Origin of the sequence: Caballeronia sp. LZ035 (assembly GCF_031451175.1) — a bacterium.
Lineage (GTDB): Bacteria > Pseudomonadota > Gammaproteobacteria > Burkholderiales > Burkholderiaceae > Caballeronia.
This window is the reverse complement of the sequence record NZ_JARUXS010000004.1, coordinates 399,964-418,900: the sequence shown is the minus strand read 5'-3', so window position 1 is coordinate 418,900 and position 18,937 is coordinate 399,964. Positions and strand designations below refer to the sequence as shown.

The following is an 18,937-nucleotide window of genomic DNA, read 5'->3' as shown; positions in this document are numbered from 1 at the left end:
TATGTTCGAGTTTTGCGCGAAGCTCGCGCCGGTAGCAGGCACGGACCATAGCATGCCGCGCAAGGCCTTGTCACATCGGGCTCCGCGGCCCGCAAGGCCCGCTTTTCGGCGCGGCAGATGTTACAAAACAGCTCAGCAAGCGCTTTTTCAACGAGGTAAGAATGACTGATTTTTCCGGCTCCCGCGTGCTCGTCACCGGCGCTTCGGGATTCGTCGGGTCCGCGGTCGCGCGGCTCGCCATCGAACGCGGTTTCAACGTGCGCGTGCTCGTGCGCAAGACCAGCCCGCGCAAGAACGTCGAGTCGCTGAACGCGGAAATCGTGGTCGGCGACATGCGCGACGAAGCCTCGATGCGCGCCGCGCTCAAGGGCGTGCGCTTCCTGTTCCACGTCGCGGCCGATTACCGCATCTGGGCGCCGGACCCGAGCGAGATCGAACGCACCAATCTCGAAGGCACCGAGGCCACGATGCGCGCCGCGCTGGCGGAAGGCGTGGAGCGCATCGTGTATACGAGCAGCGTTGCGACGCTCAAGGTGACGAGTTCGGGCGCCATTGCCGACGAAACCATGCCCTCGAACCCGCAGAGCACCATCGGCGCCTACAAGCGCAGCAAGGTGCTGGCCGAGCGCGCCGTCGAACGCATGGTCGCGCAGAACGCGCTGCCCGCCGTGATCGTCAATCCGTCCACGCCGATCGGCCCGCGCGACGTGCGTCCCACGCCGACCGGGCGCATCATCGTGGAAGCGGCGACGGGCAAGATCCCGGCTTTCGTCGATACGGGCCTCAATTTCGTCCACGTCGATGACGTCGCCAACGGCCATTTCCTGGCGCTCGAACGCGGGCGGATCGGCGAACGCTACATATTGGGCGGCGAGAACCTGCCCTTGCAGCAGATGCTTGCGGACATCGCGGGCTTCGTCGGGCGCAAGCCGCCGACCATCAAACTGCCGCGCGGGCCGCTGTATCCGGTCGCAATCGGCGCTGAGCTGTTCGCCAAGTTCAGCGGCAAGGAACCGATGGTGACCGTCGACGCACTACGTATGTCGAAGAACAAGATGTACTTCACGTCGGCACGCGCCGAAAGCGAACTCGGCTACCGCGCGCGGCCGTATCGCGAAGGGCTGAAAGACGCGCTCGACTGGTTCCGCACCAACGGATATCTCACGGTGTGAAGCATCGAATCATTCCGTGAAACGGTCCGGCATCGGTCGCAAGCGACAAACATGGCAAGTCTTCTATAAGACTCAGAAAATGTTAAGTTATTGATAAAGCAAGATAAACTCCTGTTTTTGCGGATTTGACAGGGCTACTTTCACACGCGAGCCACGCAATTTCAGGCAGAATAGCGGTTTGTTGCCGGAGGGCTGGTTCAGGCCGGCGGTTTTTTCCAACCCGTTTTCGGATGTCGAGACAAGCGATGAGTAATCAGCAACCCACCATCATCTACACCCTGACCGACGAAGCTCCGCTGCTCGCAACCAGCGCCTTTCTGCCGATCATCCGTACTTTCGTGACGCCGGCCGGCGTCAATGTCGAGACCAGCGACATTTCGGTCGCGGCGCGCATTCTCGGCGAATTCCCCGAATTCCTGACCGACGCGCAGAAAGTCCCCGACAACCTCGCCGAGCTCGGCCGCCTGACCCAGCTCGACGACACCAATATCATCAAGCTGCCGAACATCAGCGCCTCGCAGCATCAGCTGACGAGCGCGATCAAGGAACTCCAGTCGAAGGGCTACAAGCTGCCCGACTTTCCGGAAGAGCCGAAGAACGACGAAGAAAAGTCCATTCGCCAGCGCTATTCCAAGTGTCTCGGCTCGGCGGTGAACCCGGTGCTGCGCGAAGGCAATTCGGATCGCCGCGCGCCGCTCGCCGTCAAGAACTACGCGAAGAAGCATCCGCACAGCATGGGCGAGTGGAGCATGGCTTCGCGCACGCACGTCGCGCACATGAAGCATGGCGACTTCTATCACGGCGAAAAGTCGATCACCAACGACCAGGCCCGCGAAGTCCGCATGGAACTCGTCACGAAGAGCGGCGAAAGCATCGTGCTGAAGCCGAAGGTCAAGCTGCAGGACGGCGAGATCGTCGACAGCATGTTCATGAGCAAGAAGGCGCTGGTCGAGTTCTATGAAGACCAGATGGAAGATGCGCGCAAGACCGGCGTGATGCTGTCGCTGCACGTGAAGGCGACCATGATGAAGGTGTCGCACCCGATCGTCTTCGGTCACGCCGTGAAGGTGTTCTACAAGGACGCGTTCGCCAAGCACGCCAAGCTGTTCGAGGAACTCGGCATCAACGTCAACAACGGCCTGGTCGATCTGTATTCGAAGATCGAAACGCTGCCGGAATCGCAGCGCGACGAAGTCATCCGCGACATGCACGCGTGCCACGAGCATCGTCCGGCGCTGGCCATGGTCGATTCGGCCAAGGGCATCTCGAACCTGCACGCGCCGAACGACGTGATCGTCGACGCATCGATGCCCGCGATGATCCGCGCCGGCGGCAAGATGTGGGGCGCCGACGGCCGTCCGCAAGACACCAAGTGCCTGATTCCGGAAAGCACGTTCGCGCGCATTTATCAGGAAATCATCAACTTCTGCAAGACCAACGGCGCGTTCGACCCGAAGACCATGGGCACGGTGCCGAACGTCGGCCTGATGGCGCAGAAGGCCGAAGAGTACGGCTCGCACGACAAGACCTTCGAGATTCCGCAGGACGGCACGGCGCGCATCGTCGACAACGCGACGAACGAAGTCATCGAAGCGCTCACGCAGACCGTGGAAAAGGGCGACATCTGGCGCATGTGCCTCGTGAAGGACGCGCCGATCCGCGACTGGATCAAGCTCGCCGTCACGCGCGCGAAGAACTCGGGCATGCCGGCCGTGTTCTGGCTCGACCCGTATCGTCCGCACGAAAACGAACTCATCAAGAAGGTCGAGACCTACCTGAAGGACTATGACCTGACGGGCCTCGAGATCCACATCATGTCGCAAGTGCGCGCGATGCGTTATTCGCTCGAACGCGTGATCCGCGGCATGGACACCATCTCGGTCACGGGCAACATCCTGCGCGACTACCTTACCGATCTGTTCCCGATCATGGAACTCGGCACCAGTGCGAAGATGCTGTCCATCGTCCCGCTGATGGCCGGCGGCGGCCTGTATGAAACGGGCGCGGGCGGTTCGGCGCCGAAGCACGTGCAGCAGCTCGTGCAGGAAAACCACCTGCGCTGGGACTCGCTGGGCGAATTCCTCGCGCTGGCGGTGTCGCTCGAAGAACTCGGCATCAAGAACGACAACGCGCGGGCGAAGCTCGTCGCGAAGGCGCTGGATGCCGCCACCGGCAAGCTGCTCGACAACAACAAGAGCCCGTCGCCGAAAACCGGCCAGCTCGACAATCGCGGCAGCCAGTTCTATCTCGCGATGTACTGGGCGCAGGAACTCGCGTCGCAGTCGGAAGACCGCGAACTGGCCGAACGTTTCGCGCCGCTCGCGAAGACGCTCGCCGAGAACGAGCAGAAGATCGTCGACGAACTGAACGCGGTGCAGGGCAAGGAAGCGGATATCGGCGGCTACTACCAGCCGGACGCGAAGAAGCTCGAAAGCGTCATGCGTCCGAGCAAGACGCTCAACGCCGCACTGGAGCAGGCCAGCGCGAAGTAAGGCAGTAGCGGCGCATCCGCATCATGCGGATGCGCTTCCGATGGACCGGCCTCCCGGAAGGGACGCCGGTCTTGTTTTTTGTGACGGCGGAAAACTGTCGCGTGATCCGCACGCTCAGAGCAATTGGTTACAACCTGCACCGGCCCCGCCAAAGACGAGCGGGTAGAATCGGTGCCTCGCCGCAAGCTCGCCAGTCAAAGACACCATTCGCATGAACCTACACGACCAGCTTGGCGCGCTGGAGTCGAGCCTCGATACGCTCCTTCAGACCGCCTCCGCTTCTGCTTCTGTTTCTGCCCCTTCCTCTGTCACCGCTTCTGCCGCCGACAGCGCCCCCGGCGAACCGCCCGCGCTCAACCGCGACGCGCCCGCACCCGCCGAACCGCCCGCGCTGAACGAAGCGCCGAGGCTCGTTGTGTCGCGGCCGGATCGCGATGCCATCGAGATGACGATTGCGGGCAAAACGGTCAAGCTGGGGCCGGAAGGGGTATCGGAACTGATCGAGGAACTGTCGAACGTGCGCGCTTCGATGTCGCCGGAACAGCCCGCCGGGATCGCGCCGGGCTGGCGCTTCGCCGCAACCAAGAACCCGGTCATGGCTTCGCAGAAGTACGCCAACGGCGACCGGCTACTGGTCCTGCGCCATGGCGGACACGGCTGGGTGCCGTTCACGTTTTCGCCCAACATGGTGATCGAGCTGTACGCCATGCTGACGAAGAAGTAAGGCGGCTTCGTCGCGAAGCCGCCCGGCATTTACGACCCTTCCTGCGTCGGTGCCTGCACCCGCGCCTTCCACTGCCCGCCCTTCCCGCTCCAGTAACGCACGGCGGAGCCGATCGTCGCGCTGACATAGAACAACGCGACCAGCGGCAACAGCGGCGCCCACAGCAGCGACCTGCGGTAGTAGCGCAGCATGGGCCCGTAGGCGATGCACATCAGCGCCCAGGCCACGCACGCGGGCCACGCGCGTGCGCCCATCGCCAGCGACAGCAGCGGCGGCGCCAGATAGATGACCGCCATGCCGATCACCGTGCCGATCAGCAGCAACGGCGAGTAACGCAGTTGCGTGAAAGCCGTGCGCGCGATCATGTTCCAGACGTCGCGCCAGCTGTCGTACGGACGCAGCGATTCGCTGGTGTGGGCGAGATCGAGACGGATCGGACGCGCGGCGTTGCGGCCGAAACGATGCTTGATGCGCTCGGCAAGACTGCAATCGTCGATCAGTTCCTGACGGATCGATTCGATCCCGCCCGCCTCGGCCAGCGCCGAACGCCGCACCAGCATGCAGCCGCCCGCAGCACCCGAGGTGGCCTTGCGCACGTCGTTCACCCAGGCAAACGGATAAAGCTTCGCGAAGAAGAACACGAAGGCGGGAATCAGCGCTTTTTCCCACAGCGAATCGCAGCGCAGACGGACCATCAGCGACACCAGATCGCGGTCTTCGAGAATCGTGCGCGCGACGAGTTGCGTGGCGGCATCGGCCGGATGGTGGATGTCGGCGTCGGTGAGCAGCAGATATTCGGCGGGCAGCCCCAGCGAATCGATCGCGCCAATGCCCTGCGACTGCGCCCACACCTTGCCCGACCAGCCCGGCGGCAGCGGCTGCGCGGTCAACACGGTCAGGCGATCTTCGAGTCCCAGATCGCGCGCGGCGGCGAGCGCGACGCCGGCGGTGTCGTCGGTGCTGTGGTCATCGACGACGATCACGTGGAACGCGCCCGCATAGTCCTGCTTGAGCAATGAGCCGACCGCGCGGCCGATGACATCGGCTTCGTTGCGCGCCGGCACGACCGCGACGAGCGCCGGCCATGCACCGCGCCGCGCGATCTCCGCGCTGCCGACGGCGTGAATGGTCGTGCCGGACAGCGCCGGCGCGGGCTCGGCACGCCAGAATCCGCCGCGCGCGAACAGCAGCACGAGCCAGATCAGGAGGGACAGCCAGGCAATCAGTAGCATGTTTCAGGTGTTTAGCTGGGTAAGAACGGGAAAAGCGTGGCGGAGCGGTTCGATCCACCGGCGTTGCGCAGCCGACACATCGACCGGGCTCAAGCGTGGCCCTGCCTGGACGCGCCACCCCGCAAGGCGGCGCTCGGCCGAAAACGACCGACAGTCTACTGAATTCTGAAAAGCGCCGTATTTGCATGCGCCGCGGCGCACCGGCGGCCATGGCAGGCAGTGAGCACCCAAAAAGGGAACGCGTTAGAATACGCGGTCAACTTCGGCGCGCAGACCCGTCCCCAACATGTCTTTTTTTCCGGTCTGCTATTTTGGTTTCTTCGCCGTTGCTTCAAGTGTCGAGTTCAACAGTCGTCATGCAGCCTGAATTGCTGGAAAAGCGCGCCGGAACCCTGCGAGCTCGCCGCCGGCCAACCCCGAAACCCGCGTCAGTCGGAGTTCGTTCGAATATGCGTATCATCCTTGCTCAACCCCGCGGCTTTTGTGCGGGCGTGGTCCGTGCGATCGAGATCGTCGATCGGGCCCTCGAACGACATGGCGCACCCGTCTATGTGCGTCACGAGATCGTTCACAATCGTCATGTCGTCGACAATTTGCGCAGCAAGGGTGCACGCTTCGTCGAAGAGCTGGACGAAGTGCCTCATGGCGCGGTGGCGATTTTCAGCGCGCACGGCGTGGCGCGCAGCGTCGAAAGAGATGCCGACGCGCGCGGTCTCGACGTACTCGACGCCACCTGCCCGCTCGTCACCAAGGTTCACGTGCAGGGGCGGCAATATGTCTCGCAGGGCCGCACGCTGATTCTCATCGGCCACGCGGGACACCCGGAAGTGGAAGGCACCGTCGGTCAGATTCCAGGCGAGGTCGTGCTGGTGCAGAGCGAGGCGGAAGTCGAGAAGCTGACGCTCGACATCGATACCCCGGTGGCGTACGTCACGCAGACCACGCTGTCTGTAGACGACACGCGTGGCATCATCGACGCCTTGCAGCGCCGTTTTACGGATATCGTCGGGCCGGATACGCGCGATATCTGCTACGCGACGCAAAACCGGCAGGCTGCGGTGCGCGAGCTGTCGGACCAGGTGGACGTGTTGCTCGTGGTTGGCGCCACCAATAGTTCCAATTCGAACCGTCTGCGGGAAATCGGCGCCGAAAGCGGCGTGCCGAGCTACCTCGTGGCGGACGGTTCGGAGATCAGGCCGGAATGGTTCGCCGACGTGCAGACGGTCGGCATCACGGCGGGCGCATCGGCGCCCGAAGAAATGGTCAAACATGTGATCGATGCCCTGCGCGCGTTCGGACCCGTCGAAGTCACGACGATGAACGGCCGTGAGGAAAAGGTCGAATTCAAACTCCCCGCGAAGCTCATGCAGCCGCTCGCCGCCGTCGCGGCCACGGCCATTCGCGAAGAATAAGGAGAGCAGGCAATTGTCTATTCCCATGCTTCAGAAGGCGCGTGTCGGCGCCTACATCTTCAAGCAGCACTTGAGCCGCAACAAGCGCTATCCGCTCGCGCTGATGCTCGAACCGCTGTTCCGCTGCAATCTCGCCTGTAATGGCTGCGGCAAGATCGACTATCCGGATCCGATCCTGAACCAGCGCCTGTCGCTGGAAGAGTGTCTCGGCGCGGTGGACGAATGCGGGGCGCCGGTGGTTTCCATCGCGGGCGGCGAGCCGTTGCTGCACAAGGAAATGCCGCAGATCGTGAAGGGCATCATGGCGCGCAAGAAGTTCGTGTACCTCTGCACGAACGCGCTGCTGATGGAAAAGAAGATGGACGATTACGAGCCGAGCCCGTATTTCGTCTGGTCCGTCCATCTGGACGGCGACCGCGAAGCGCACGATCACTCGGTGTCGCAGCCGGGCACGTACGACAAGGCAGTCGCGGCCATCAAGGAAGCGAAGCGTCGTGGCTTCCGCGTGAACATCAACTGCACGCTGTTCAACGACGCGGAGCCGGAGCGCGTGGCGAAGTTCTTCGATACGCTCGGGCCCATCGGCGTGGACGGGATCACGGTATCGCCGGGCTACGCATACGAGCGCGCACCGGACCAGCAGCACTTCCTGAACCGCGACAAGACCAAGACGCTGTTCCGCGAAATTTTCAAGCGCGGCAACAACGGCAAGAACTGGTCGTTCAGCCAGTCGACGCTGTTCCTCGACTTCCTCGCGGGCAATCAGACGTATGAGTGCACGCCGTGGGGCAACCCCGCGCGCACGGTGTTCGGCTGGCAGAAGCCGTGCTATCTGGTCGGCGAAGGTTATGTGAAGACCTTCAAGGAACTGATGGAAACCACTGATTGGGACAAGTACGGCACGGGCAAGTATGAGAAGTGCGCGGACTGCATGGTCCACTGCGGCTTCGAAGCAACGGCCGTGATGGACACGGTGGCGCATCCGCTCAAGGCGGCGAAGATTGCGCTTCGGGGCCCGCGCACGACGGGCGCGTTCGCGAAGGATCTGCCGTTCGACAAGCAGCGCCCGGCTGAATTCGTGTTCTCGAAGCATGTGGAGATCAAGCTGGAAGAGATCGGACGCATGAAGAAGAACAAGGGTGCGAAAACGGCGGCTGTGGCGAATTAAGGCGGCTGCGTTCTTGTGAGAATGAAGGGCGGGTGACGGTCAGTCATCCGCCCTTTTTTCGTTTCTTTCGCTTCCGGGTTTTGAGCGCGTTCCAGTCTTCGAGGCCCACGGGTTTGAATGGGTCGATATAAAACAGAACACTTCCCCGCAACTCTTCAAGCAGCGAGAGAGAGTTGTTGTTCACCAGAGGCTCACTGGTTTTACGCTGTTCAATTTCAGTCATTGCAACTGCTCCTCCAAGACTCCGATTAGAACCATTCCGAACAAAGTCTAAGGGAACTGTTTCGTCGTTTAGGGTGGCAAGCGCGTCAAAAATTGTTCGCGGGATGCAAATAAAAACGCGACGGCTCATCACCGTCGCGTTCTCTCCAACATCGAAGCACCCGCTTCACCTCAACAACACTTCCCCGCCCCCGTCCCGTACCTCGCCTCCTGCCGCTCGCGAAAGAACTCCGCATACGACATCATCGCCTGGTCGGGATGCGTCGCCTGCATGTGCGTGACGTAGGCATCGTAGTCGGGCATCCCGACCATCAGGCGCATCGCCTGGCCGAGATACCGTCCCGCTTGTCGAAGGTCGTCGAACATCACCGTTTCCTCAATGTCCCGAGCGCACTGCCGCGGCCGCACCCGAGGGCATCGGCTCAAACGGCGTTTCGCGCACCGTCGGCCGGGCTTCACGACGCGCGCGCAGCACCGTCATGACGCCGTACACCGCGATGCTCAACACCACGAAGATGAACAGGCCCGCGAGCGCCGCATCGACATAGTCATTGAAGATGATGCGTTGCATCTCCGGCAACGACTTGGCCGGCGCCATCACCTTGCCCGCGTCGTAGGCGTCGCGCAGTTTGCCGGCGTGCGCGAGGAAACCGATCTTCGGATTGGCATCGAAGATCTTCTGCCAGCCCGCAGTCAGCGTGCAGATCAGCAGCCAAGCAGCCGGCACGAGCGTCACCCATGCATAGCGCTCGCGCTTCATCTTGAAGAGCACGACAGTGCCGAGGATCAACGCGATACCCGCGAGCATCTGGTTCGAGATGCCGAACAACGGCCACAACGTATTGATGCCGCCGAACGGATCGACCACGCCCTGATACAGGAAGTAACCCCAGGCGGCCACGCACAGCGCCGTCGCGATCAGGTTCGCCGGCAGCGATTCCGTGCGGCGCAGCGCCGGATGGAACGTGCCGAGCAGGTCTTGCAGCATGAAGCGGCCGGCGCGCGTGCCGGCATCGACGGCCGTCAGGATGAAGAGCGCCTCGAACAGGATGGCGAAGTGATACCAGAACGCCATCATCGCCTCGCCGCCGATCACCTGATGAAGAATGTGCGCCATGCCGACCGCGAGTGTCGGCGCGCCGCCGGCCCGCGCGACGATGGTGGTCTCGCCCACCGCCTTCGCCGTCGATGTCAGCATGTCCGGCGTCAGCATGAAGCCCCATCCTGATACCGTCTGCGCGACCGCTTCCGGCGTGCTGCCGAGCAGCGCGGCCGGGCTGTTCATCGCGAAGTAGATGCCCGGCTCGATCACGCAAGCGGCGACCAGCGCCATGATCGCGACGAACGATTCCATCAGCATCGCGCCGTAGCCGATGAAGCGCATGTTGATTTCGTTGTCGATCATCTTGGGCGTCGTGCCCGACGAGATCAGCGCATGAAAGCCCGATACGGCGCCGCATGCAATCGTGATGAAGAGGAACGGGAACAGATTGCCCGACCACACCGGACCGCTGCCGTCGACGAACTTCGTGAACGCCGGCATCTTGAGTTCGGGCGCGACGATCAGGATGCCGATCGCGAGGCCCACGATGGTGCCGATCTTGAGGAAGGTCGAGAGATAGTCGCGCGGGGCGAGCAGCAGCCACACCGGCAGGACGGACGCGACGAAGCCATAGCCGATCAGGATCCATACGAGCTGCGTGCCGGTGAACGTGAACCACGGCGCGATGGCCGGCGATGCCGCCACATGTCCGCCGAAGGTGATCGCGAGCATCAGCAGCACGAAGCCGACGATGGACACTTCGCCGATTCGTCCCGGACGGATATAGCGCGTGTACAGGCCCATGAAGATCGCGATGGGAATCGTCGCGGCGACGGTGAACGTGCCCCACGGCGAATTCGTCAGCGCCTTCACGACGATCAGCGCAAGCACCGCGAGAATGATCACCATGATGAGGAACGTGCCGAACAGCGCGATCACGCCGGGCACGGTGCCGAGTTCCATCTTGATGAGATCGCCGAGCGAGCGGCCGTCGCGGCGTGTCGAGATGAACAGGATCACGAAGTCCTGCACCGCGCCCGCGAAGACCACGCCGGCGAGAATCCACAGCATGCCGGGCGTGTAGCCCATCTGCGCGGCCAGCACCGGACCGACCAGCGGACCTGCGCCCGCGATGGCCGCGAAGTGATGTCCGAACAGCACGTATTTGTTGGTGGGAACGTAGTCGAGGCCGTCGTTGTGACGAACGGCCGGCGTCATGCGCAGGCCGTCGAGTTGCAGCACCTTGCCTGCGATGAAACGCGAATAGAGCCGGTAAGCGATGAGATAGACACAGACCGCCGCGATGACGATCCACAGTGCGCTGATGCGTTCGCCGTGCGCGAGCGCGATGGTGCCGAATGCGAACGCGCCCAGCAGCGCGAGCGCGATCCAGACCAGGAATCCTGAAGCCCGATTCATGGTGTCTCCTTGTTTGTATGACGTTCGGAGCCAGGCTCCGTCGTCGTGGCATGCGCCGCGATGACGCATTGGGCGGTAGTATTCGCTTTCGCTGGAACGCTTACAAGCGCATGACTACGTACGCGCGCTGCGTGCCTTCACGTAGCGGAAAACCCTGTTTCGATGAATCTCAAGGCAAAAATCTTTCTGCTGGCCATCGTGCCGTTCGCACTCGCGATCGGCGGCATCACCTACGGCGTGCGTCAGCAGGCGCAGTCGCTCGCGCAGGTCCAGCACGCGACCACGCAGGCCGCGTATGTGTCGAGCAAGGAAATCGAGCTGCGGCATTACGTGGAGATCGCGAGGAGCACCATCGCGCCTTATTACGATCCGCCCGCCGGCGATTCGCGCAGCGACGAAGAACGCCGCCGCCTCGCACTCGACGCGCTGCAACGGCTCGACTTCGGCCAGGACGGCTATTTCTTCGTCTACACGATGCACGGCCTCTCGCTGATGCATCCGCGTCAGCCCGATCTCGTCGGCCGCGATCTGTGGCTGATGCGTGATCCGAACGGTGCACTGACCATCCAGGAACTCGTCCGCCAGGCATCGCAAGGCGGCGGCTATGTGCGCTACCTGTGGCGCAGGCCATCGACGGGATTGCTCGCGCCCAAGCTCGGCTATGTCGTGCCGCTCGAACGCTGGGGCTGGATGATCGGCACCGGCATCTATCTTGAAGACGTGGAAACGACGCTTGCGCGCATCGACGACCGCGCCGCCTCAAACATCGCGCGCACGCTGACATGGATCGGCGTCATTGCGCTGGCGGCGCTCGCCGTCATCGCGATCTGCGCCGCCGTGCTCAACATCAGCGAGCATCGGAGCGCGGACGCCAAGCTCAGGCGCCTTGCGCGGCAAGTGGTGGAATCGCAGGAACAGGAACGTGCGCGCCTCTCGCGCGAGCTGCACGACGGCATTAGTCAGATGCTGGTGTCGGTGAAGCTGCTGCTCGAATCGGCGCTGGCGCGCTTCGAACGCGGCGCGGCACGCGAACCCACCGCCGAAGCCGCGCTCTCGACCGGCCTCGGACGCCTCGCCGGCACGCTGCGCGAAGTGCGGCGCATCTCGCACGCGCTGCGCCCCGCGATGCTCGACGATCTGGGCCTCGCCGCCGCGCTCGAACAACTCGCGCGCGAATCCGACGGGCAGGACGGCATCGAAGTGCGTTTCAACGCAACCGGCCAGGGCGAGAGCCTGCCGGACACCGTGAACACCGTGCTGTTCCGCATCGCACAAGAAGCGCTCAACAACATCATGCGGCACGCGAAGGCGTCGCGTGCGCAACTGACGCTTGCCGTCGCGAAGCACGCGGTGACGCTCGACATCACGGACAACGGCGTCGGCTTCGACGTGCCCGCCGTGCTGTCGGATCCCATGCGCGGCCTCGGTCTGCGCAACATGCGGGAGCGGCTCGATACGCTGGGCGGTGCGCTGCGCATCGACGCGCAGCTGGGCCGCACGACGATCGCCGCGAGCGTGCCGCTGCCGCTCGCCGTACCCAATCTCCAAGGACACGCCGATGAGCGCTGAACCCGCCCGCCTGATTCTCGTCGACGATCATCCGCTGGTGCGCGACGGCCTGCGCGCGCGCCTCGATTCCGTGCCGCATCTGCGGGTGATCGGCGAAGCGGGCAATGGCCCGGATGCGCTCGCGCTCGCCGCCGACGAAGCGAATCCGCCCGATCTCGTGCTGATGGACGTCGGCATGGCGGGCATGAGCGGGATTGAACTGGCGGCGCGCTTCCACGAGCGCTTTCCGGACATTCGCGTTTTGATGTTGTCGATGCACGACAACGTGGAGTACGTCATGCAGGCGGTGCGCGCGGGCGCGAGCGGCTATGTGCTGAAGGATTCGCCGGCGACGGAAATCATCCAGGCCATCGACGCGGTGCTCGCCGGCCGGACCTTCTTCAGCGCCGGCGTGGCGGCACGCATGATCCAGGCACGTTCGATGCAAACCCCGCTCGAACGCCTGACGCCGCGCGAACTCGAGATTCTCGACGCGCTGGCGCAAGGCTTATCCAGCAAGCAGATCGCGCAACAGCACGGGCTGTCGGTGCGCACGGTCGAAACGCACCGGCTGAATTTGAAGCGCAAACTTGACATAGACGGACAGGCCGAGCTGATCAAGTTTGCGGTGGAACACCGCCGACGCTAGCGCGTCAGCCTGCCGAACGGGCGTTGTGCTCGGCGAGGAACTTGATCAGGGCATCGACGCCGCCCTTTTGCAACTGCCCCGCGAATTGTTGCTGATAGACCTGGATGAGCCACGCGCCCATCATGTCGATGTCGTAGATTTTCCAGCCCTGCGGGGTCTTCTGCAGACGGTAGCGCACCGGGTTGTCGCCGCCCGTGGAGATGACGTGCGATTCGACCACCGTGTCCTTGGTGTTGGCATCGACGTTGGGCGAGTCGAACTTGAACTTCACGTCCTGGTCGCGCAATTGCGACAGGGACGCGGCATAAGTGCGGACCAGCAGCGTCTGGAACTGATCATAAAGCTGCTTCTGCTGCTCGGGCGTGGCGCTGGCCCAGGCCTTGCCCACCGCGATGCGCGTCGTGCGCTGGAAGTCGGTGGCGGGCAGGAAGCGGGTTTCGACGAGTTGCGTGATCTTCGCCATGTCGCCGCCGCGCGCTTGCGGGTCGGCCTTCATTGCGTCGACCGTGCCCTCCACCGCGTTCTTGACGACGGCGTCGGGACTCGTTTGTGCGACTGCCTCGCCCGTGAAGGCCACCGAGGCAAGGAGGAAAGCGAAGCAAATGGACAGATAGCGTTTCATGGCACCCGTTCTCTGATCTGGTTTGTTGGCGCGGGCTCTGCGGCCCTCGGGCGTTGCAAGGGGACTGCGGCAGCCGCCGTTTGGTGAAATCAGTATACCGACACCGCAGCGCCGCAACAGTTCAAGAACAGACGCTGCCGAAGCGCCCGCTATACTTGCGCGGCACACCGCGTCGTTTCACCCGGGCGGTGCGCTTTCCGGCGCTCGGCATCATGCACTTCGCGCACAGCAATGCGCAAAAATAACAGGACACACAGGTAGCGTCTTCATGCTGACGTCCAACATTACTCGTTTCGTCACACTCGCCATCCGCCGCCCGGCCTGGATTATCGCCGTTTCGCTGCTGCTCGGCGTGCTGAGCACGATCTACGTCGTTCATCATTTCCGGATCAGCACCGACGTCAGCCAGCTGATCGAGACCGAGCCCGAGTGGGCGGCGCGCAGCAAGGCTATCGACCAGGCCTTTCCGCAGCGCGGCGCCACCTTGCTGATTGTCGTCGAGGCGCCCGCGCAAGAGTTCGCCGATGCCGCCGCAAACCAGCTCGCCGCCGCGCTCGCCAAGGAACCGGAGCGCTTCAAGTCGGTGTCGCAGCCTTCGGGCGGCCCGTTCTTCGAGCACGAAGGCCTGCTCTATCTGCCCGTCGACAAGGTCGAGCAGGTGACGAAGCAGCTCGTGTCGGCACGTCCGCTCATCAATACGCTCGCCCACGATCCGACGCTCACCGGCCTCGCGCAAACCCTCAACACCACGCTGAACCTGCCGCTGACGCTGGGACAAGTCAATCTCGGCCAGATGGCCGGCCTGCTCGGCCATGCCAACACCGTGCTGACGCAAGTGCTGGCCAATCAGCCGGCCGCATTTTCGTGGCGCCAGCTGGCGGATTCGGGCTCGTCGAGCAAGGATGTTCCGGGACGTGCCTTCATCACCGTCCTGCCCGATCTGGACTTCAACGCGCTGAAGGCGGCGGCGGGCACGTCGGACGAGATCCGCGCGAAAGCCACCGAACTCGGGCTCGACAAAAAGTATGGCGCCAGCCTTCATCTGACCGGCGCGCAGCCGCTCGCCGACGAGGAATTCGCCTCGGTGCAGGACGGCGCCGCGCTCAACGGCGTGCTGACCTTTCTGGTCGTGCTGATGATCCTGTGGGTCGCGCTGCGCTCGAAACGCATGATTCTCGCCGTGTTCATCACGCTGTTCGTCGGCCTGGCGATCACGGCCGCGCTCGGCCTCATGATGGTCCACGCGCTCAACATGATCTCGGTCGCGTTCATGGTGCTGTTCGTCGGGCTCGGCGTGGATTTCGGCATCCAGTTCGGCGTGAAATACCGCGAGGAGCGCTACAAGCACAAGCGGCTCGATGTTGCCCTCGCGGAAACCGCGCGCCATGTGGCCGTGCCGCTGACGCTCGCCGCCACCGCGACCGCCGCGAGCTTCTTCTCGTTCCTGCCGACGGCCTATCGCGGCGTGTCGGAGCTGGGCTTGATCGCGGGCGTCGGCATGTTCGTCGCGTATCTCACCAACATGACGCTGCTGCCCGCGCTGATCAAGGTGTTCGCGCCGCCCGGCGAGGCGCATTCGCCAGGCTTTCCGGTGCTCGCGCCCGTCGATGAATTCCTCGACAAGCATCGCAAGCCGGTGCTGATCGGCACGCTGGTCGTGGTGATCGGCGCGCTGCCGCTGCTGTTCAATCTGCGTTTCGACTTCAATCCGCTGCACCTGAAGGATCCGCACACCGAGTCGATGGCAACGCTGCTGTCGCTCAAGGATTCGCCCGAAGGCGCGGTCAACGATGTCGCCGTGCTCGCGCCTTCGCTTGCCGACGCGGATCGCATCGCGGCGAAGCTGGACAAGCTGCCGGAAGTCGGGCGCGCGACCACGTTGTCGTCGCTGATTCCCGGCGACCAGCCGCAGAAGCTCGCACTCATCAAGGCGGCCGCTGACCAGCTGCTGCCCGCGCTCGATCAGCCCACGGCCGCCCCGGTGACGGACGAGATCAGGGTCGCGGCGCTGAAGCGCGTGTCGAGCCAGCTGTCGCTCGCCGCCGACGAACATCCCGGCCCCGGCGACAAGGAAGCGAAGCAGCTGTCGCAGACGCTCGCGAAGCTCGCCCAGGCCGACGCCGCCACGCGCGACCGCGCGGAGCACGCATTGGCCGACCCGCTGCGCATCGCGCTTGCGCAATTGCGTTCGCTGCTGACACCCAGCGAAATCACCCGCGCGAGCTTGCCCGCGCAGATGGTCGAGACCTGGGTGACGCCGCAGGGACAGGCGCTCGTCGATGTCTCGCCGAAAATTCCTCCGGGCGCCGATCCGAACAACGACGCGCTGCTCGCCCGTTTCGCCGATGCCGTCCAGAAGGCCGAGCCGGATGCGATCGGCGGGCCGATTTCGGTACGCCATTCGGCGGAGACCATCATCAAGTCGTTCCAGCAGGCGGCGCTGTACTCGCTGGCTGCCATCACGGTGCTGCTGTGGATCGCACTACGCCGTTTTGGCGACGTTCTGAGAACTTTGGTACCGTTGCTCGTTTCGGCGATCGTCACGCTGGAGCTGTGCGTTGTCTTCAGGATGCCGCTCAACTTCGCTAACATCATTGCGCTGCCGCTCATGCTGGGCGTGGGCGTTGCGTTCAAGATCTACTTCGTGATGGCGTGGCGCTCGGGCCAGACGCGGCTGCTGCAATCGAGCCTCACGCACGCCGTGATGTTCAGCGCGGCCACCACCGCAACCGCGTTCGGCAGCCTGTGGTTCTCGCATCATCCGGGTACTTCCAGCATGGGGCGGCTGCTGGCGTTGTCGCTCTTCTGCACGCTGGTCGGCGCCGTGGTCTTCCAGCCCGTCCTGATGGGCAAGCCGCGCCGCGTACGCGCCGCCGACCGGGCCAGACTGCGCGCGGCACGACGGCATGACAACCTAAGAGGAATTGAAGAATGAAGTCGGGATCGACGGTGTTGACCGCTCGCGCAGTGCGCAACCTCGGTATGGGACTGGCGATCGCGGGCGTGCTCGCCACCAGCGGCTGCGCGACCGGCCCGGATCGCAATCCGCGCGATCCGCTCGAGCCGATGAACCGCAAGATCTTCACGTTCAACGACACGCTCGACACCTATGTGGCGAAGCCCGTCGCGCAGTTCTACGTGGATTACACGCCAAGCCCGTTCCGCACCGCCGTCAGCAATTTCTTTTCGAATCTCGGCGACTTCTCCAACTTCGCCAATAACCTGCTGCAGCTGAAGATCACCGATGCCACGGAAGATCTGATGCGCATTGCGATGAACTCGGTCTTCGGCCTCGGCGGTTTGATCGATATTGCGTCGCCGGCGGGTCTGCCGAAGCATCACCAGGATTTCGGCCTGACGCTCGGGCATTATGGCGTGCCGTCGGGTCCGTATCTCGTGCTGCCGCTGCTCGGCCCGAGCTCGTTCCGCGACTCGACCACCTGGCTGGTCGACTGGCGCGTGAACCCGCTCAGCTATACGGATGCCGAGATCCGCTGGCCGCTGTATGGCGTGAACTTCGTCAGCGCGCGGGCGGATCTGATCGGCGCGACCGACCTGCTCTCGGCGGCCGCGCTCGACAAATACGCGTTTGTCCGCGATGCCTACACGCAGCGCCGCCAGTATCTGCTGACCGGCGGCGGCGCCTCCACGCTGCCTGATTACGGCGACGAAGGCGCGAGCGCGCCGGAAGGCGCCAGTGCGCCGCCGGGACAGAGCGGCGGAAGCAGCCAGGAGCAAGGCTTGCCGAACTATGCGGATCCGGGCGTGGCGGCTGCACCGGCGGGCGGTGTCGGCGGCAAGTCGCCCGCGCCTGCGGAAAATGCACCGAAGGGCGCGCCCTCGCCCAGTTCGAGCAAGGCGCAAGGCCTGCCGCAGTACGACGATCCGGCGGCGCAGCCCGCCAAGTAAGCCCCTCCAGATGAAAAGGGCGCCGTTTGACGGCGCCCTTTTCACTCAATGCGCCGCTTCCTCGGCTTGCGCTTCGAACAGATCTTCGCCCGACATGGCGGGCGCTTCGACCGGCCCCTGATCGCGCCGATAGGCTTCGAACAGTTCATCGGCGTAGCGGATTTTCGTGCGGCCGTGCGGCGCGGGCTCGCCCTGCGCGTTCAGGTTCACGAACACCATTTTCTCGACCGTCAGAATGCTCTTGCGCGTGATCTTGTTGCGCACTTCCGCGCGCAGCGTGATCGACGTGCGGCCGAAATGCGTCGCGGCAATGCCCAGTTCGATGATGTCGCCCTGCCGCGCCGAGCTGACGAAGTTGATCTCCGACATGTACTTGGTCACGACGCGTTGATTGTTCAGTTGAGAAATGGCGTAGATGGCGGCTTCTTCGTCGATCCAGCGCAACAGGCTGCCGCCGAACAACGTGCCATTGGGATTCAGGTCTTCCGGCTTGACCCACTTGCGGGTATGAAAATTCATCTGTTACCTCACTTTCTGCTGCTTGCGCCCCGATTTCGACAAAGATCGGCGGACGCGGATGATTAGGGTTTTCCCTGATTATATCGAGATAAGGGTTAACCCGCAGAAAGCAAGAAATAAATGAGGCGTCAGTCGAAGACGAGCGCCTGCGCCCTTTCGAGGGCACGGCGAGCCTGAACGAGGGAGTTGCGGGCGTCGCGCGCGTCGCCGGCGAGGCGCAGCAGGCCGCCCAGTTGCGACGGCTGGCGCAGCAATTCACGCAGAATGGGACCGATGGCGGTGGTGCCGTCATCGCGCAGACCAGCCGTGGCGGCGGGCGGCAAGCTGCGCCACGCCGGGTCGACGATCGCGCGGCACACGGCGAACGGCAGACCCCGCGCCAGGGCCATGCTGCCCGCAACGTGCGATTCCATATCGACGGCCAGCGCGCCTGTCGCACGATGCAGTGCGTGCTTTTCGGCTTCGCTCGTGACCGGCGCCGCGACGCCCGCCATTTTGCCGCGCCGCGTGAGCCGTTCCATCGGCGTGCCCGTCAACGCGGCAACGATGCGCGCAGACCAGGCGGGATCGGTCGGCACTTCGCCGAGCGGCCCGCAGACACCATCCGCGACGATCAGCGCGCCCGGCGCGAGATCCGGCGCCAGGCCGCCCGCCGTGCCGAAGCTGATGATGCCGGAGCAGCCGCGCGCGATGGCGTCGGACAGCGCGCGCTCCAGCCAGTCGCTGCGCGCCGCGAACACGACATCCACGCCCGGCCCGCGCACGATCTTCGCCTCGAAGGCCATGCCGGTCACGGCCACGACAGGC

General features: G+C 63.9%; 16 protein-coding genes. 9 read left to right on the top strand and 7 right to left on the bottom strand.

Annotated elements, in window-relative coordinates; genetic code table 11:
• The first annotated feature begins 161 nt into the window (after positions 1–161).
• From hpnA to QCE88_RS32235, 3 genes are all read left to right on the top strand, one after another.
• The gene (gene hpnA / locus QCE88_RS32245; RefSeq protein ID WP_309909339.1) at positions 162–1,172 is read left to right on the top strand and encodes a hopanoid-associated sugar epimerase; all 1,011 of its coding nucleotides are present in this window, start codon (positions 162–164) and stop codon (positions 1,170–1,172) included.
• A 245-nt stretch (positions 1,173–1,417) separates the two neighbouring features.
• On the top strand, positions 1,418–3,664 hold the full coding sequence (locus QCE88_RS32240; protein WP_309909336.1) for an NADP-dependent isocitrate dehydrogenase: 2,247 nt from the start codon (positions 1,418–1,420) through the stop codon (positions 3,662–3,664).
• A gap of 211 nt (positions 3,665–3,875) precedes the next feature.
• Complete coding sequence (locus tag QCE88_RS32235) at positions 3,876–4,388, top strand: hypothetical protein (protein ID WP_309909334.1); 513 nt, start codon at positions 3,876–3,878, stop codon at positions 4,386–4,388.
• Positions 4,389–4,417: 29 nt separating this feature from the next.
• Here QCE88_RS32235 and QCE88_RS32230 read toward each other — a convergent pair whose 3' ends face one another.
• Positions 4,418–5,620: a glycosyltransferase gene (locus QCE88_RS32230; RefSeq protein ID WP_309909332.1), complete on the bottom strand. Its 1,203-nt coding sequence runs from the start codon at positions 5,618–5,620 to the stop codon at positions 4,418–4,420.
• Positions 5,621–6,069: 449 nt separating this feature from the next.
• Here QCE88_RS32230 and ispH point away from each other — a divergent pair, with 449 nt between their 5' ends.
• A complete protein-coding gene (gene ispH / locus QCE88_RS32225; protein ID WP_309909330.1) occupies positions 6,070–7,032 on the top strand; it encodes a 4-hydroxy-3-methylbut-2-enyl diphosphate reductase in 963 nt (320 codons plus the stop codon).
• A 13-nt stretch (positions 7,033–7,045) separates the two neighbouring features.
• Positions 7,046–8,200: an adenosyl-hopene transferase HpnH gene (gene hpnH / locus QCE88_RS32220; protein ID WP_309909329.1), complete on the top strand. Its 1,155-nt coding sequence runs from the start codon at positions 7,046–7,048 to the stop codon at positions 8,198–8,200.
• Between the two features lie 43 nt (positions 8,201–8,243).
• On the opposite strand, the gene QCE88_RS32215 is transcribed toward hpnH, so the two are convergent.
• From QCE88_RS32215 to QCE88_RS32205, 3 genes are all read right to left on the bottom strand, one after another.
• Positions 8,244–8,423, bottom strand: a complete 180-nt coding sequence (locus QCE88_RS32215) for a hypothetical protein (RefSeq protein ID WP_309909327.1) — start codon at positions 8,421–8,423, stop codon at positions 8,244–8,246.
• A 170-nt stretch (positions 8,424–8,593) separates the two neighbouring features.
• Complete coding sequence (locus tag QCE88_RS32210) at positions 8,594–8,788, bottom strand: YbdD/YjiX family protein (RefSeq protein WP_309909325.1); 195 nt, start codon at positions 8,786–8,788, stop codon at positions 8,594–8,596.
• A gap of 10 nt (positions 8,789–8,798) precedes the next feature.
• Positions 8,799–10,883, bottom strand: a complete 2,085-nt coding sequence (locus QCE88_RS32205) for a carbon starvation CstA family protein (protein ID WP_309909324.1) — start codon at positions 10,881–10,883, stop codon at positions 8,799–8,801.
• Positions 10,884–11,045: 162 nt separating this feature from the next.
• On the opposite strand from QCE88_RS32205, the gene QCE88_RS32200 reads away from it, so the two are divergent.
• Together QCE88_RS32200 and QCE88_RS32195 are read left to right on the top strand one after the other, a co-directional pair.
• Positions 11,046–12,452 carry a cache domain-containing protein gene (locus QCE88_RS32200; RefSeq protein WP_309909322.1) on the top strand — a complete coding sequence of 469 codons (1,407 nt, stop codon included), beginning with the start codon at positions 11,046–11,048 and terminating at the stop codon, positions 12,450–12,452.
• On the top strand, positions 12,442–13,080 hold the full coding sequence (locus tag QCE88_RS32195) for a response regulator transcription factor (RefSeq protein ID WP_309819115.1): 639 nt from the start codon (positions 12,442–12,444) through the stop codon (positions 13,078–13,080). The genes QCE88_RS32200 and QCE88_RS32195 overlap by 11 nt, the downstream gene beginning before the upstream one ends.
• 4 nt (positions 13,081–13,084) lie before the next feature.
• On the opposite strand, the gene QCE88_RS32190 is transcribed toward QCE88_RS32195, so the two are convergent.
• Entirely contained in the window at positions 13,085–13,702 is a 618-nt protein-coding gene (locus tag QCE88_RS32190; protein ID WP_309909321.1) for an ABC transporter substrate-binding protein, read from the bottom strand.
• A 268-nt stretch (positions 13,703–13,970) separates the two neighbouring features.
• Here QCE88_RS32190 and QCE88_RS32185 point away from each other — a divergent pair, with 268 nt between their 5' ends.
• Positions 13,971–16,637 (top strand): MMPL family transporter, encoded by a 2,667-nt coding sequence (locus tag QCE88_RS32185; RefSeq protein ID WP_309910978.1) that lies wholly within the window; start codon positions 13,971–13,973, stop codon positions 16,635–16,637.
• A complete protein-coding gene (locus tag QCE88_RS32180) occupies positions 16,634–17,611 on the top strand; it encodes a VacJ family lipoprotein (protein WP_409018260.1) in 978 nt (325 codons plus the stop codon). Before QCE88_RS32185 ends, QCE88_RS32180 begins: the two co-directional genes overlap by 4 nt.
• Positions 17,612–17,656: 45 nt before the next feature.
• Here the strand turns inward: QCE88_RS32180 and QCE88_RS32175 are convergent, their stop codons facing one another.
• Positions 17,657–18,130, bottom strand: a complete 474-nt coding sequence (locus QCE88_RS32175; protein WP_309909318.1) for a hotdog domain-containing protein — start codon at positions 18,128–18,130, stop codon at positions 17,657–17,659.
• 128 nt (positions 18,131–18,258) lie between these two features.
• Positions 18,259–18,915, bottom strand: a complete 657-nt coding sequence (locus QCE88_RS32170; RefSeq protein ID WP_309910974.1) for a phosphorylase — start codon at positions 18,913–18,915, stop codon at positions 18,259–18,261.
• Between the last annotated feature and the right edge of the window lie 22 nt (positions 18,916–18,937).

Excerpts from the sequence above, each read along its gene's own strand:
- QCE88_RS32210 (WP_309909325.1), bottom strand. The coding sequence starts at position 8,788 with ATGTTCGACGACCTTCGACAAGCGGGACGGTATCTCGGCCAGGCGATG.
- QCE88_RS32180 (WP_409018260.1), top strand. The coding sequence starts at position 16,634 with ATGAAGTCGGGATCGACGGTGTTGACCGCTCGCGCAGTGCGCAACCTC.
- QCE88_RS32190 (WP_309909321.1), bottom strand. The coding sequence starts at position 13,702 with ATGAAACGCTATCTGTCCATTTGCTTCGCTTTCCTCCTTGCCTCGGTG.
- hpnA (WP_309909339.1), top strand. The coding sequence starts at position 162 with ATGACTGATTTTTCCGGCTCCCGCGTGCTCGTCACCGGCGCTTCGGGA.
- QCE88_RS32195 (WP_309819115.1), top strand. The coding sequence starts at position 12,442 with ATGAGCGCTGAACCCGCCCGCCTGATTCTCGTCGACGATCATCCGCTG.
- ispH (WP_309909330.1), top strand. The coding sequence starts at position 6,070 with ATGCGTATCATCCTTGCTCAACCCCGCGGCTTTTGTGCGGGCGTGGTC.
- QCE88_RS32205 (WP_309909324.1), bottom strand. The coding sequence starts at position 10,883 with ATGAATCGGGCTTCAGGATTCCTGGTCTGGATCGCGCTCGCGCTGCTG.
- QCE88_RS32240 (WP_309909336.1), top strand. The coding sequence starts at position 1,418 with ATGAGTAATCAGCAACCCACCATCATCTACACCCTGACCGACGAAGCT.
- QCE88_RS32230 (WP_309909332.1), bottom strand. The coding sequence starts at position 5,620 with ATGCTACTGATTGCCTGGCTGTCCCTCCTGATCTGGCTCGTGCTGCTG.
- QCE88_RS32200 (WP_309909322.1), top strand. The coding sequence starts at position 11,046 with ATGAATCTCAAGGCAAAAATCTTTCTGCTGGCCATCGTGCCGTTCGCA.
- QCE88_RS32175 (WP_309909318.1), bottom strand. The coding sequence starts at position 18,130 with ATGAATTTTCATACCCGCAAGTGGGTCAAGCCGGAAGACCTGAATCCC.
- QCE88_RS32185 (WP_309910978.1), top strand. The coding sequence starts at position 13,971 with ATGCTGACGTCCAACATTACTCGTTTCGTCACACTCGCCATCCGCCGC.
- QCE88_RS32235 (WP_309909334.1), top strand. The coding sequence starts at position 3,876 with ATGAACCTACACGACCAGCTTGGCGCGCTGGAGTCGAGCCTCGATACG.
- QCE88_RS32215 (WP_309909327.1), bottom strand. The coding sequence starts at position 8,423 with ATGACTGAAATTGAACAGCGTAAAACCAGTGAGCCTCTGGTGAACAAC.
- QCE88_RS32170 (WP_309910974.1), bottom strand. The coding sequence starts at position 18,915 with ATGGCCTTCGAGGCGAAGATCGTGCGCGGGCCGGGCGTGGATGTCGTG.